Annotated in this window: 9 protein-coding genes; 4 read left to right on the forward strand and 5 right to left on the reverse strand. The window is 40.5% G+C overall.

All coding sequences use genetic code 11. The features are described 5' to 3' along the window. Positions 1-298 precede the first annotated feature (298 nt). From ACESQI_RS16965 to ACESQI_RS16985, 5 genes are all read right to left on the reverse strand, one after another. Positions 299-2596, reverse strand: coding sequence for a glycoside hydrolase family 76 protein (locus ACESQI_RS16965; RefSeq protein WP_122201514.1), 2298 nt, complete (start codon positions 2594-2596; stop codon positions 299-301). A gap of 208 nt (positions 2597-2804) precedes the next feature. Further along, entirely contained in the window at positions 2805-4547 is a 1743-nt protein-coding gene (locus ACESQI_RS16970; RefSeq protein ID WP_320908863.1) for a hypothetical protein, read from the reverse strand. 72 nt (positions 4548-4619) lie between these two features. Further along, entirely contained in the window at positions 4620-5771 is a 1152-nt protein-coding gene (locus ACESQI_RS16975) for a SusE domain-containing protein (protein ID WP_007482934.1), read from the reverse strand. A gap of 21 nt (positions 5772-5792) precedes the next feature. Then, positions 5793-7604: a RagB/SusD family nutrient uptake outer membrane protein gene (locus ACESQI_RS16980; protein WP_229105787.1), complete on the reverse strand. Its 1812-nt coding sequence runs from the start codon at positions 7602-7604 to the stop codon at positions 5793-5795. A 20-nt stretch (positions 7605-7624) separates the two neighbouring features. After that, positions 7625-10693 carry a TonB-dependent receptor gene (locus ACESQI_RS16985; RefSeq protein WP_229127710.1) on the reverse strand — a complete coding sequence of 1023 codons (3069 nt, stop codon included), beginning with the start codon at positions 10691-10693 and terminating at the stop codon, positions 7625-7627. 448 nt (positions 10694-11141) lie between these two features. On the opposite strand from ACESQI_RS16985, the gene ACESQI_RS16990 reads away from it, so the two are divergent. From ACESQI_RS16990 to ACESQI_RS17005, 4 genes are all read left to right on the forward strand, one after another. Continuing rightward, the gene (locus ACESQI_RS16990) at positions 11142-12278 is read left to right on the forward strand and encodes a hypothetical protein (RefSeq protein ID WP_002558375.1); all 1137 of its coding nucleotides are present in this window, start codon (positions 11142-11144) and stop codon (positions 12276-12278) included. Between the two features lie 64 nt (positions 12279-12342). Next, positions 12343-14214, forward strand: a complete 1872-nt coding sequence (locus ACESQI_RS16995; RefSeq protein ID WP_002558376.1) for a DNA topoisomerase IV subunit B — start codon at positions 12343-12345, stop codon at positions 14212-14214. Positions 14215-14222: 8 nt separating this feature from the next. Then, the gene (coaD, locus tag ACESQI_RS17000) at positions 14223-14678 is read left to right on the forward strand and encodes a pantetheine-phosphate adenylyltransferase (protein WP_002558377.1); all 456 of its coding nucleotides are present in this window, start codon (positions 14223-14225) and stop codon (positions 14676-14678) included. A 24-nt stretch (positions 14679-14702) separates the two neighbouring features. Beyond that, positions 14703-16328 carry a S41 family peptidase gene (locus ACESQI_RS17005; RefSeq protein WP_182416623.1) on the forward strand — a complete coding sequence of 542 codons (1626 nt, stop codon included), beginning with the start codon at positions 14703-14705 and terminating at the stop codon, positions 16326-16328. Positions 16329-16452 lie beyond the last annotated feature (124 nt).

A 16452-nucleotide genomic window follows, 5' to 3' on the forward strand; every position in this document is an offset into this window, starting at 1 on the left:
ACCGAACAAGGGGATCGATACCGTCTATGGATACTTCCGCTACCGAAAAGATTGGGCCATAAGCTTCGTCACTGATCGGTTTTGAATGTATTTCACCACAGAGTAACACGGAGTTCCACAGAGTTTAAATCTTTATTGAAACGCAGATGATCGCAGATTTTCGCAAAGGGAAACAAATGTATGATATAGAACTACAGTCTTTTAATCTGCATTCATTTGTGTTAATTCGCGTTTTATCAGATAAATAGTACTCTGTGGAACTCTGTGCTACTCTGTGGTGAGTTTTGCTCATTTCCGATCAAAAAAGTAATTTCGCTGAATAAAAATCATTATCTGTCTGTATGTGTATCACATGCAATCCCGACAAAGAAAGTTGCTTCTCATAAACTCCACTAAAATATTGATCTTTCCATACTGATCTTCCTACGGAATCATAGATACAAATACTCCCGCCACTCCCATTTTTCACTACAACTTTTAATCTTTTATCTTCTATGGTTACAGAATATGGCTTCAGATCGGAAAGCACATTTTCCAAGCCAACCGAAGTATCCGAAAGTAACTGGAATTTAGATAGCTCCAGATTATAATTATCCCGGCGTCCCAATTCTTCCAGGCGGAAGTATTTGTAGGATTTCATCCGGTTTGCGGCATACTTATCAAAAAGCTTTGCCAGCTTCCCGCTACGTTCCAGATTGCTTATCATTTCATAAAGCATAATACCACTAAGATGGATGGATGAGTCGGTGATAGTATTCTCCGGAAGTTCGGCCCAATTATGTCCGAAAGTTAAATTATCTCCTTTCAACATGGCAGCGTGATAACAAGACAGACCATTTTCAAGAAAGAAGCTGGTAAACTCTTCTTCTGTCTCTTCATCCAGTACATTGTCTGTAATCATCTGAGCCAGATAACGCATAAAGATACCTTTGAATAACCCACCGTCACCAGAGTTTTCTCCTTTCAAAACACCAAAAGCAGAGAAGCGTTTCCGATCATTTACTACATATTTAGCGGTAGTCAGTGCAGAATAATAGTACTTTTTATCCTGAGTAATGTTATACAATTCCAAACAGCCTCCTAACCAAGTACCTTGATTATAAGTCAGGAGCATTCCCTCGTTATAGTTACCATAACCATCCCAAACACCCCCATATTCGTTGACCAGCGATACTGACATCCAATCATAAATTTTTGTAGCGAAGTCCAGATATTCCTGTTTACCGGTTTCTCTGTAAAGACGAGCAGCCAGAATCATAGCAGGGCCATTGGAGCAGGCATTCTTAGAATTCGGGCTATTTTTCTCCCACATCACACCTCCACCATGCACATCGGTCCATCCCCCTTTTATGTAGTCATAAAGTTCGGTCGTTACATCCATCCACTTCTGTTCCTTCGTAGTCTGATAAGCTCTTAATGCAGCAATGGCCATCCATTCCATATCATCGTAGAAACTATTCCACCAGGCATCTTTTTTTGAAGTATTATTTCGAGGAACACCAATATAGAGTTGATTCATCTTCAACTGATAAGCTTGTAATTCACCACGTGAACCGCCAACTTCCACCCTCCGTTGATAACCATCTACCAAGGCATCCAGAGCATGGGCCATCCACCAGTAATTAAACCCGGTATGAGGCGGAATACTATTCTTTTGCAAATAATATTGTTTGGTGTTATCCCAGTAACGGGTATTCAAAGCCTCATGAGACAATTTAGCAAGGTCATACCAGTCAAGTACTTTTCGATTAAGATCGGTCAATGAAAACTCCATTGAGGAATGTGGAACATTAAAGAAGTTCCGGTTAGTCTGCCTGTCTAAAACATCCCACTGCTCACCATCGTTAGAAGCTTTCAAGACCCAGCTACGCGGAGCATTCCCATTGGTTCCCGTACAGATACGATAACTCTTTAACTGGATAGCAGACGGTAATTCATACTGAATATACCCACCATTGACAGAACGAAAAACAACTCCCTGATTCATATCATCCGAAACCAGATTTTCCAGTTTTCCTTCTGACGGCGAATATGAAGAACTAATAGTAGCTTCGCTGAGATCTACCAGCTGATCATTACTAACCTGAAAACCCAAAAGCTGTAGTTCCGATAGTGCTAAAGACTCTCCGCCATTCACTTCAGTTATACTGATACGCCACCACTGGCGGGCAAGTTCTCTTCCAACAGAAAAGTATTTAGCGGTATAAGCATCTGCAAAAGTCTCAGCATTCACTCCTTGTACCGCCCTCCCCCAATTTTGTCCGTCCTCCGAACATTTTAAGTTCCAGGACTTCGGGTCATTTTCTCTCCCTGTATTAGCATTCACAAGATTAACTCCCGTAACAACCAAAGGAACCGGAGAATAAAAATCAATAGACCAGGCTCCGTCAAACTTATCAAGTGTATAAACCGTAGTCAGTGAATTATCAATCAGATGGCTTATCAGGTTCTGATCTCCATAATTGACCGTTATATTCAGATTCAAATCTGTCAGGTCATTATAGGCAACCACTTCCTGTGCCTGTAAGTTCAAGCAAGGAAACACACAGCAGGCAAGACCGCATACCGTTCGTGTAATAATCGATTTTATATACATATAGATGTTGTTATAAATAGATTTAAAAATAAAAATATCGTTCCACAACCAAAGAATGGTTTCTGCGGTTATAATCACAGAAAAGTCCTCACTTAATGGCTGTGGAACGGTACTTTACTTTTTAGAGTCTGAGAAAATAAGAGCTTGTTTAAATTTTCCTCTCAAAAGAATGCTGAGGAAAATTTAAACAGGCTCTAAGCTTTCCGCATTATTTTCTGATCAAGACTTTGTTTGTCTGACTCCCACTGTCATTAGTAGTTACAACAACATATAAACCAGCTTGTACAGGAACATTGCCAGAAGTGGCAACAGTGCCCTGAGCTACCATTGTACCGGTAGTTGTATAGACTTTATATACCGTAGTTTCCTGAGCAGAGATAGCAATAGCTCCATCCTGAGCAGACACTACTGTATTATTCTCGTTGGCAACAGGAGTTGTGATTCCAACACCAGGACCGGAATTCGGGAATCTTTCAGGTGTCTGCTCTGAGTTCAAGAACTGTAACTGCACAAACTGAATATCACCTCCACCGTTAATGGCAGTAATATCTAACTTGAAATCCCAATATTGTTTACCTTCAGCAATATCAACATAAAAACGATAACAAGTATAGCGGGCACTTGGAAGCGGAGCAAATGAATATTTATTAATTTGTTCCCAAGCCAACGGGTTACCATTGTCATCATATTGACGACCATACAAGGTAAATTCTGTCGGGATACGTTCAAAGTTTCCATAACCGGTAGTCATTGTAAATGACTTAATATCCAAAGGTTCTGAATATGATTCTGCTGTAGTAAATTCCAAAGACATTGTCTTGGTACCTGTCTGACAGAATTTTGTTGCCCAGTTATCATCAAACAGATTCTTAACTTCCTCATTTTTAATACCGTTTACTGAACTTGTCCAAATCAATGCACCCTCTTCCGGAACAGCTTCGGTATAATCCTTCGGATATCCCGAGCTTTTTGCCGTATCAGTATCTTTACCGGTAGGTACACCAAAAAGTTGAAACTCCTTAATGTCAATAACCCCTTCTCCACTGGCTACTAATTTAAAGAGATTAGTTCCGGTAGCAGCTAAGGCATTCAAAGTTGCACGATAAACACTTCCATTCTCTGCAGCGACAAAACCAATGCCTGTAGACTCCCAGGTAGCTCCGTCGTCATAAGAAGCCTGTACACTCCAGCTTGTCACATCACCTGTATTTTCATCACCGGGAGTCACTAAAGCACCCGTAACAGCAATATTGGGAGAAGCGGTATCAACAATCTTTATAATCATCTCCAAATCATCAGCATTTACCTTTAATGAAGTATTTTCATTATTGTCAATTGCTTTATAAACTTCTTCTTTAGAAACACCATCAATTGTTACTGCAGCCTCATCGGTATAGTCCCACTCCAAACAGAACGTTTCATCTTTAGGTTCGGGAATAGATAACTCTGACTCAGTGGCTGTAAAATAATCCAAATTAGCAGCATAACCACCATAAGCTCCGACTTCGATACGGTTGGTACCTGCCTTCAGATAAACCTGGGTAACAATAGTTGCCGGATTACCCTTTGTTCCGTTCCAACTTGTATCTTCAGATTTTTCAGAGAACTGGACAATACTCTTTTTCTGTTTGTTTACTTTAATATAGCATTTTCTATTCGTATCCGTACCAAAATAAACAATTGACAGGTCATAAGTACCATCAGCCGGTACATCAGTCAACTCAAAAGCAATGGCGTTATTACTTGCCATATTAGCCACAATAGAACCACCTGAAGCCGTTGTCTCTTCCGCCGGAGTATCAACTTTAACAGCCGTTCCCGAATGATAAAAATCAAATGCATCTTCTGCTTCTACTTTCACTTCGTAAGCAAATGTACTGAAAGCTGCAAACATCAGCATACCGCCTAATGTTAATCCTTTCTTCCAAAAATCAAGATAGTTTTTCTTCATAATAGCAAATTTTATAAGTCAATATATAAAGAGCCTCCTCCTTACAGGAAAGAGGCTCCGTTACTTCTTTATTTATTCAGTTACACTCAGTTTTACAGAGTGAAAATAAGACTCCGATTCGGGTTGAAGCATTACCCGGATATCAACCAACTGAGCCTCATAAGAGAGATTGAACTTAAAGGTATATTCTCCGATAGTAGCTGTCGGATCTACCATGTCCATCGTCCAGTAATCCAGCGCTGTAGTTTCTGTAGGGTTTTCTGCCGGCGGAGTTTTATTATAACTACCGAATGGCACAACTATTTCGTTTCCATCTTTATCCGTTTCTATCATCTGGAATTTGTACATCTGACTTTTCCCTCTACCGAATTTTACCCATTGCAATTCGTAGTTTGTCAATTCCCAGGTAGAGTTACCAACAAATGTAAGCGGTACCAAAGTATTGTCTACCCACCAAAGATTGAAAGACTTAACCTCATTTATAGTACAGGTTGCTTTGGTAAAGTTCAGTACAACATGGTAAATCTTATTGTTACCTTCAATCGTTCCATTATCATCTTCTACCAGGTCAGTGCCATCAGCTCTGAAGCTACGTATATCTCCCTCTTTGGCATTTACAAAAGAATATGTACCGTTGCCCAGTTTCATAAAACCTTCGTACTCACTATCTGTAGTCTGTTTCAGAGGAATTGCACCGGCAATATCGCTCTGCCCTGTAGCTTCACCATATACAAATATCGCTTTGGGAGTTTCGGCAAATCCTCCCTGACGGGTTACTTTTATTGTACGTACTGTAGAATTGACATGTTCCACCAATCCGGTGATGGCACGTACACGCCAATAGATCTCACCAGTTTGTAAAGGACGTATCCCTGTCCGCTCTGCAACTATATTCATTTGTTGTTGCGACAGCTGAACAACATTGGCATAACCCAGTTTATCCGGCGTTATAGTCATTGAAGGAGTATCAAAATTCTTATCCTTGCCGGCAAATTGTACTTCATAAAAGACCGTTGTACCATCCGAAGCTTTTGCGCGATCCCAAGACAAATCTACATATTCTCCCGGATCAGTATCCGTGTAAGAAATAGTAACTTCCAAATCAGGAGTTAATACCTGAAAATCGCCAATAGTAACAGGTGTTGTTTCATCCTCCGAACAACTCACAGCCAGACAGCTGCACAAGAACAATCCTAAATTTTTAAAACTAAATATATTTTTCATAACTGTACTCTTTGGAATTTATTAGTCAATAGCCTGCCATCCCGGATTTTGTACCAGACGCTTATTCTTATAAATCTCGCTCTGTGGAATAGGCCATAAATAGTATTTGAAATCATGAGGACGATCTTCTGTCTTTATCACCTGATAGAACAAAGGACGGGTGGCGGAAATATTCAGCCCATAAATACATTTGTCCGTTTCTTCCATTATCTTCCAGCGACGTACATCATAGAAGCGATGATTTTCAAAAGCCAATTCGATGCGACGTTCCCGACGAATCAACTCTCTGATGGCTTCTTTCTCTTTTGATTTCAGCATGATAAATTCAGGACCATCACCATACCCCGGAAGGCCCGCACGTTCACGAACTTTATTCACATACTTCAAAACCTCATCCACATCTCTCGCTTCACATTCATTGAGAGCTTCGGCATAATTCAGATAAATCTCTGCCAAACGGAAAAGAGCCTGTTGCCGATTGGACACATTCTGACTATTTTTCCAGTCTACCGAAGGATTACTGTATTTTCGAAGAATATATCCGGTTGTAGAATAGTTACGAGTTTTACCTGTATGTCCTGTATTTCCTCCAAAATAAAGTTCGCAGGTTGCTGCATTCTTTGTAGCTACCCATTTACTGTTGTCAAAACAGATAGATACATAAAAACGCGATTCACGATTCACATACATATTGGAAGTTCCTTTAGGAGCATAACCTATTGTTGTGGCACAAGTTCCTTCAGTAGTGTAGTCAGGATCCTTGTCTGCATAAGGTTCATCTGCGATAGGCAAGCCTTTAGACGTAAAATAGTCATCCACAATATTCTGGGTAGGATCCCAGCCAGACCATCCGTTACAGAACCGGGGAGCATTTGCCTCAAAAGACCAGAAAGAACAGTTGTTACGTGCCCAGATTATCTCATTATTCCATCCTGTCAGGAAAAGCTGTTGATACGAGGCATATGGGTCAATACTACCGTCTTCTTTATTTTCCGTATACAGAGCAAAACGATCTGTATAACGGTCAATAAAGGCTTTCGCCGCTTTAGCTGCATCTTGCCATTTTTTATCACTATACGTCTGATTTACCAACTGGTTGCCATCCTGATCTTTGAAATTAGCATAATCAGTGTTACCATTATACAGAGGGCTGGCAGCATAAAGCAACAGACGAGACTGAATAGCCCGTGCCGCAGTTATAGTAGCACGACCATAGTCTGTAGATTCTTCATACCAATCAGGCAAACCTTCATTACATGCTTTCTCCAGTTCATTATAAATATACTGTACACACTCATCCACACTACTACGCGGAATACTCATTTCATCAATAGAACCATCTACGTCTACCTCTACTTCAGGCATAATTACAAACGGGCCATACCAACGGAAAATGCAAAAGTAATAGTAAGCACGCAAGAAACGGGCTTCTGCCTTATATTGTGCTTTCAGTTTGTCGGTAATGTTAACATCCTGACACATATCTATATGAGAGATAAAAGTGGCAGCCGTACGAATGGCCTTATAATAACCACCCCATTTCTGTCTCCATCCTTTTGAAGGACTCATACCTCCCTCATTGATAGAGTTCTCCTCATATTCAGCCCAGGGAAAATCCATCTCATCACAAATAGCAGCACAACCGTCGGTTGGGTCCCACTCCCGTGGAAGAGTGGCATAGGCTGTATTTAGAAACTCTTCTGCTCCTTTACGTGTTTTGAATATTTCTTCCAGAGATATCACATTATCGGGCACAATATCCAGGTAATCGCCACAAGAAGTCATCAATGCCCCTGAACCTGCTAATAAACAAGCTATAATATATCTTTTCATCTTCATATCTTTTGTTTTATTTAAAATTGGAATGACAAACCTAAACTATAGGTACTGATATTAGGATATTTAGTACCGGTACCATTACCAAGTTCCGGATCCCACATATCAAAGCCAGAGATAGTGAAAACATTGGTAGCGAGTACATAAAAACGTAAATTAGAAATATGCCACTTACTGGTTATTGTTTTAGGAATCGTATAACCGAAGTCTAATGTTTTCAAACGAAGGAATGCACCATTTTTAATCCAGTGATCGCTTGTTGCATAGTTCTGATTTGTTCCGCTTATCGCCAAACGGGGATAAAGGGCATCTTGTCTTGGATTATTTTCCGTCCAACGGTCAGTGATGTTAGAGAAAAGATTACCTCTGGCGGTAGCATTCTCAAAAGGAACAAAGTCTGTACCATTCATAAAAATATCACAGCTACCTACACCCTGGAAGAATGCACCTAAAGAGAATCCTTTCCATTCGGCAGTAGTACCAAAACCATATACGATATTCGGAACGGTACCTTTGCCAATATAAGTTTTGTCATAATCATCAATAACATTATCGCCATTCAAATCACGATATTTCAGATCACCAGCCATTACAGGTTCTACCGTTTTCGCTACATCCGGATTATTGATATCATCATCAGTATAGAAGCCTTCACAGATATATCCTAAACGCTGACCAACAGAAGTTCCACGACTCTCCATCCATGGATAAGGTTTGGAAGGAGTATCGTCTTCAATGATCTTATTCTTGTTATAACTCAGATTTCCTTTCACTCCCCAGATAAAATCACCGAATCTCTTATTAAAATCGGCATTCACCTCAAAACCTTTATTCTCTACAATACCCAGATTACCGGTAACAACTACATTAATTCCGGCTGTTGCAGGTATAGACTGACGCTGTATAAAGATATCTTCACGTCTTTCTTTAAACACATCAAAGTTTAAAGTAAGATCCCCCCGGAACAACTCCAAGTCCAATCCGAGGTTGGCTTTTGTAGAAACTTCCCATCCCACATTTACGGCATACTTGGAAACATCTTTTCCTCCCGTCACACCATACGTATTATTAGGAAGTCCAAACTGATATACATTACTGGAAGAACTCATTTCGGACAAAAAACCAAAACGATAAGTGGTATCACCTATTTTAATCTGGTCACTACCTACCTGACCATAAGAAGCACGTATTTTCAACAAACTGATAACATCTGAAACCGGTTCAAACCAAGGCTCATTGGAAGCAACCCAACCGGCACCAAATGAAGGAAAGAAACCATAACGTTTACCCGGAGTAAAGTTCTCAGAACCATTATAACCAAAGTTCACTTCTGCCATATAGCGATCTTTGAACGAATAAGTAGCACGCCCGGCCAAACCCTGTGAACGATAAGGCAGTGAGTAAGTCAAAGAATTCGAGTTCAAATCCGAACGGTCACTTCTATTAAAAAGAAGCATACCGGTAACAGTGTGGGCATCAGCAAAGGTTCTATTATAATTCAGAGCCGCTTCCATATAATATTTACGCTGGTTTTTATCCGTACCCCGTTCCAGCTTTAAATACTCATCAACAGAGTTACCTTGCTGTACAATAATTAATTCCCCATTCTCATCACGAGAATCAGCCCAGTATGTATTATAACTACGCGTTCTGTTCAGGTATGTTTTGTTCTCAATATCATAAGCAAACATACCCTTGAAAGATAATCCTTTTGTGATGAAATCCAATTTTTGTTCCAGACTCAAATCAGCCATTACCTTACTGTGAGTCGTACTTCTATATCCTTTCTTAGTCAATTCAGCAAGTGGATTCATCAAACCACCACCGGTAGAAAGAAACGGAACTCTATCACCCGGATAAATTACAGGCATCTGAATAGCCGGAATCCGGAATACAGCAGAAAAGATATCGTCAGACTTCACATAAGGTGAGTTCTTATCCGCCATATTTCCTTTAATGTTAAGTTTGAGGTTTGTAGTAGGGGTCACCTTCATATTCAAACTGGAGTTAAAGTTATAACGGGAGTATTTTATCTCCGACTTATAATCCTGCATATTGTCTACCTTAAACAAACCTGCTTCGTCATAATAAGACAGAGATACATAGTACTGAACATTTTCAGAACCGCCATTTACATTGACAGAAACACGTTGGTTATGCCCCCAATCATTAAAAATCTGATCATACCAATCTACATTCGGATATAAATAAGGATCCAGACCAGAAGCAGTCATTCCGATCTTTTCTGCAGAAAACAGAGGATCTTTACCACGGGTTGTAGCAGCTTCATTGGCGCATTGCATATAAGTAATACCATCGGCCAACTCCGGTAACTTAGTAAAACGGGTGAAACCATAAGTATATTCCGCACGAATACGAGGTTTACCGATTTCACCATTTTTCGTTGTAATAATGATAACACCGTTTGCACCACGTACACCATATACAGCCGTAGCAGAAGCATCTTTCAAAATAGAGAAAGATTCGATATCTTCCGGATTCAAGTCATCCATGGAACGCTCTACACCGTCTACCAGAATCAAAGGAGACGTACCTCCTAAAGTAGCAATACCACGTACCCAAATATTCGCAGCATCATTTCCCGGTTCACCGGTCTGTTGTAATCCTACAATACCTGAAACACGGCCAGCCAAAACAGTAGAAAGATTGGCTACGGGCTGTTTCAATTCGGACACAACTTTAATACCCGACTGTGCCCCAATCGTAGAGATCTTTTTCTGCGTACCATAACCTACCACAACAACTTCATTCAACTCCTGGGCATTTTCTTTCAGAGTAATAACCATAGGCTGCTGTGCAGTGACAGTGACCTCTTGCGGAACATATCCCAAATAAGTTACATTTAATACGGAACCGATATTGGCATCCAGTGTGAAATTACCATTAAAGTCAGTAATAGTACCAATGGTAGTCCCTTTAATAAGAACATTTGCACCAATAATCGCCTCTTGATTATTGTCGACAATCTGACCTGTCACCTTGATTTTCTGTTGTGCATTCAATATTCCCATGTTCAATAGAAACAACATAAGAAGCAGATGCTTCAATTTTAATTTGATATCCATAAATTTAAAGTTATATTGTAAGGTGTTAATATTATTCACACGAGTTATTTATATAAAATAAGAACTCAAAAAAATAATAATATGATAGCATCCGGAAGCTAACTGGAATTGTCTTTCATAGCACATTTTTTAGTTTTAACCGTCACAAATATAAAGCAAGTTGCAGACACCCAAGCTCCATCCTATGCCAAAAATGTCCTCTGATAACAGACGCATTATTGGAGACACTTTTTGCACTATTGGAGACAAGTCACAAACCAGGACACCATGTCTACAAATCAACACAATACCGCTAAATACAACATCAGTTCGATAGAACCATCACCTTACGTACCTCCCCGGGTGGAAAGCACTCAAAAAAGTAATACTGACAGAGAAAGAGTTTGCAGCTCACACGTTGTAATTTAAAGATTATCACGTATCTTTGCAACTCAAATAAATACAAATTATGGCTATTACAATTAAAAGAGTATCCGGAAAGAAAGAGCTAAAAAAGTTTATTCGTTTCAATTATGAAATGTACAAGGGCAATCCTTATTCTGTTCCCGATCTTTTCGACGATATGCTCAACACATTCAATAAAAAGAAAAACGCGGCATTTGAATTTTGTGAAGCTGAATATTTTCTAGCCTACAAAGATAATAAACTGGTAGGACGTGTTGCCGCTATCATCAACCACAAAGCCAACGAGAAATGGAATAAGAAAGACGTGCGCTTTGGTTGGATTGACTTTATTGACGATCCTGAGGTTTCTTCTGCTCTACTGAAAACGGTAGAAGAGTGGGGAAAAGCCAAAGGCATGACGCATATCCAGGGACCTTTAGGATTTACTGACTTCGATGCAGAAGGGATGCTCATAGAAGGATATGACCAGCTCAGTACGATGGCAACTATTTACAACTATCCCTACTATCCGCAACACATGGAAAAACTGGGATATGAGAAAGATGCCGATTGGGTGGAATATAAAATCTACATTCCGGATGCCATACCGGACAAACACAAACGTATCTCTGAACTTATCCAAAGAAAATATAATCTCAAAATAAAAAAATACAGTTCATCCAAAAAAATCGCTGCCGAGTACGGACAAGCCATTTTTGAATTAATGAACGAAGCTTATAGTCCGTTGTACGGTTACTCACCTTTGTCACAACGTCAGATAGACCAATATGTGAAGATGTATCTCCCGATTGTTGACTTGCGTATGGTAACGCTTATCACAGATGCCGATGATCAGTTAATTGCGGTAGGTATTTCAATGCCCTCACTTTCAGAGGCTTTGCAAAAATCTCATGGCCGTTTGTTACCCTTTGGCTGGTATTATTTATTAAAGGCCTTGTTTATGAAACGCCGGGCAAAAATGCTTGATTTGTTGCTTGTAGCCGTGAAACCGGAGTATCAAAATAAAGGTGTTAACGCATTGTTATTTTCCGATTTAATTCCGGTTTATCAAAAATTAGGTTTTATCTTTGCAGAAAGCAACCCTGAGTTGGAGATGAACGGGAAAGTACAAGCTCAGTGGGAATACTTCAAAACGGAACAACATAAACGTCGTCGCGCGTTTACAAAAAAGATAGAATAATGTGTCAATGTACTACTATGTCAATGGTACATTGATATAATAGCATATTAAAAAATTATTATTTATGGAAGAGAACGAGCTGATACCTGTAGACAACAATCCAGTAGAATACACAGACGACAACATCCGTCATCTGAGCGACATGGAGCATGTCCGCACACGTCCCGGTATGTACATCGGGAAGTTGGGCGACGGCGCACATGCCGAGGACGGAATCTATGTCCTTTTGAAAGAAGTGTTAGACAACAGTATCGACGAGTTCAAGATGCAAGCCGGCAAAAAGATAGAAATTATTGTCGAAGAGAATCTCCGTGTTAGCGTACGCGACTATGGACGAGGTATTCCACAAGGAAAGCTGATTGAAGCAGTCAGTATGCTGAATACCGGTGGAAAATATGACAGTAAGGCTTTCAAAAAGAGTGTCGGACTGAACGGTGTCGGTGTAAAAGCAGTCAATGCACTAAGCTCACGTTTTGAAGTACGCAGTTATCGAGAAGGAAAAGTGCGTATTGCCACTTTCTCCAAAGGTGATCTGCTGACAGACGAAACACAGGATACGGAAGAGGAAAATGGAACTTATATTTTCTTCGAACCGGATGCTACCCTATTCTTAGGCTATAGTTTCCGCCCCGAATTCATCGAGACGATGTTGCGCAACTACACCTACCTCAACACCGGACTTGCAATTATCTATAACGGGCAGCGCATCGTGTCACGAAATGGTCTTGTAGATCTTCTGAACGATAATATGACTGCCAACGGACTTTACCCGATTATACACCTCAAAGGAGAAGACATTGAAATAGCCTTTACACATACAGGCCAGTACGGTGAAGAGTATTATTCATTCGTCAACGGCCAGCATACCACACAAGGTGGTACGCACCAAAGTGCTTTTAAGGAACATATAGCACGAACCATTAAAGAATTTTACAATAAGAATCAGGACTATACGGATATACGCAATGGGCTGGTAGCTGCTATCGCGGTCAACGTTGAAGAACCGATGTTCGAGAGTCAGACTAAAATCAAACTGGGTTCTACCAATATGTCACCTGGTGGCGTAACAGTAAATAAGTTTGTTGGTGACTTCGTTAAACAAGAAGTAGACAACTTTCTGCATAAACACGGAGATGTGGCAGAGATCATGCTTCAAAAAATACAGGATTCTGAAAAAGAACGTAAAGCCATAGCCGGCGTAACCAAACTGGCTCGCGAACGTGCTAAAAAAGCAAACCTGCACAATCGTAAATTACGTGACTGCCGCATCCACCTAAATGATCCGAAAGGCAAAGGCCTGGAAGAAGACTCTTGTATCTTCATTACCGAGGGAGATTCGGCAAGTGGCTCTATCACTAAAAGCCGTGACGTGAATACACAAGCCGTATTTAGTCTTCGTGGTAAACCTCTTAATTCATTCGGGTTAACCAAGAAAGTGGTATACGAAAACGAAGAGTTCAACCTATTGCAAGCTGCCCTCAACATTGAGGATGGCATAGAGGGATTACGCTACAACAAAGTAATTGTAGCTACAGATGCCGATGTGGACGGTATGCACATCCGCTTGTTGCTTATCACTTTTTTCCTTCAGTTCTTCCCGGATCTGATAAAGAAAGGACATGTTTACATCCTGCAAACACCTCTGTTCCGTGTACGCAACAAGAAAAAAACGTTGTATTGCTACAGTGATGAGGAACGCCAAAGAGCCATCAAAGAGTTGAATCCTAATCCGGAAATCACCCGATTCAAAGGTTTAGGAGAAATCTCTCCGGATGAATTCAAACACTTCATTGGCAAAGACATGCGCCTGGAGCAGGTTTCACTGCGTAAGACCGACTTGGTAAAAGAACTGCTTGAGTTCTACATGGGTAAAAATACAATGGAACGACAAAACTTTATTATAGACAATCTGGTTATAGAAGAAGATATAGCATAAAACAACACATGAGAAGAGCTATTTTTCCGGGCACGTTCGACCCGTTTACTATCGGACATTATTCGATAGTTACACGTGCATTGACTTTTATGGACGAAGTAACTATAGGAATAGGTATCAATGAAAATAAAAACACTTATTTCCCGATTGAGAAACGTGTAGAGATGATTCAGAAGCTTTACAAGAACGAGCCGCGAATTAAAGTGATGTCTTATGATTGCCTGACCATTGACTTTGCGCAGCAAGTAGACGCTCAGTTTATAGTCCGTGGCATACGTACGGTAAAAGACTTTGAATACGAAGAGACCATCGCGGACATCAACCGAAAGTTAGCAGGCATAGAAACTATTTTGCTTTTCACCGAACCGGAACTTACCTGCATCAGTTCTACAATTGTACGAGAACTTCTTAGCTATAATAAAGACATCAGCATGTTCATTCCTGAAGGAATGGAAATTGATTAATGATGAGTGATTAAGTAAATTAAGATGATGAAGAAACTATATATCCTTTTAGCCTGCCTGTGGGCTATTACAGCACAGGCACAAAACTTTGGTACGCCTGCCATGCGCAAGCTTCAAATGGCCGAATTTGCTATCGCCAACCTTTATGTAGACAAAGTAGACGAAGATAAGCTCGTAGAAGAAGCCATCGTTAAGATGCTCGCACAACTCGATCCTCACTCCACCTACTCGGATGCCGAAGAGGTGAAGAAAATGAACGAGCCTCTACAAGGTAATTTTGAAGGTATCGGGGTTCAATTCCAGATGATTGAAGACACATTGCTGGTTGTACAACCCGTCAGCAATGGTCCTTCTGAGAAAGTAGGCATTCTTGCCGGTGACCGTATTGTAGCTGTGAACGACACAGCGATTGCAGGTGTAAAAATGAGTACGGAAGATATCATGGCCCGCCTCCGTGGGCCAAAAGATTCAGAAGTAAACCTGACCATCATCCGCCGGGGTGTGAAAGACCCATTACTTTTCACCGTAAAGCGGGATAAAATCCCTATTCTCAGTCTGGATGCTGCTTATATGATTGAACCCAAAACAGGTTACATCCGTATCAACCGTTTTGGAGCTACCACAGCCGAGGAGTTCCTTACGGCAATGAAGGAACTGCAAAAGAAAGGAATGAAAGACCTTATCCTCGACCTGCAAGGCAACGGAGGCGGTTATCTGAATGCAGCCATTGACTTGGCAAATGAATTCCTGGGAGAGAAGGAACTGATTGTATATACAGAGGGACGTACTGCACAGCGTAGTGAATTCTTTGCTAAGGGTACAGGAAATTTCCGCAAAGGACGCTTGGTGGTATTAGTAGATGAATATTCTGCATCGGCCAGTGAAATCGTGACCGGAGCTATTCAGGACTGGGACAGAGGAGTAGTTGTAGGCCGTCGTTCTTTCGGTAAAGGACTGGTGCAACGCCCCATCGACCTACCGGACGGTTCTATGATCCGTCTGACTATCGCCCGATATTATACACCCGCCGGTCGTTGCATTCAAAAACCCTATGAAAGTACAGTAGATACTAAACTCTCAGGCAGAAATAACAGCGATGAAAGTAACCAAAAACGGTACAATCAGGATTTAATAGACCGCTTCAACCGCGGTGAATTAATGAATGCAGACAGCATCCACTTCCCCGATTCACTAAAATGCCAGACCAAGAAACTGGGACGTACCGTTTACGGTGGTGGTGGTATCATGCCCGATTACTTTGTTCCGATTGATACCACTCTTTATACAGATTACCATCGTAATCTTGTAGCCAAAGGAGTTATCATTAAATTAACCATGAAGTATATCGAGAAGTATCGCAAAGAGCTCACAAACCAATACAAGAAATTTGAAACCTTCAATGAAAAGTTTGAGGTAGATGATGAATTGTTGAAAATGATGCGTGATATGGCAGAACAGGAGAAGATTGAGTTCAATGAAGAACAATATAACAAAGCTCTGCCGTTGATCAAAACACAATTAAAAGCATTGATAGCCCGTGATTTATGGGATATGAATGAATATTTCCAAGTGATGAATAAAACAAACAAAAGTGTAGAACGGGCACTGGAAATATTGAAATCGAAGGAATACGAGCAAATGCTGAAATAAATAAGAATGTGAAGAGACGTTTGCAAGAATGTACACTTTTATAGGACAAGAGTGTACATTCTTGCTATATAAAGGTGTACACTCTTGCATATCAAAAATGCACACTCTTATAAACACTGATTAT

The organism is Bacteroides sp. HPS0048, from assembly GCF_964240755.1.
Classification (GTDB): domain Bacteria; phylum Bacteroidota; class Bacteroidia; order Bacteroidales; family Bacteroidaceae; genus Bacteroides; species Bacteroides nordii.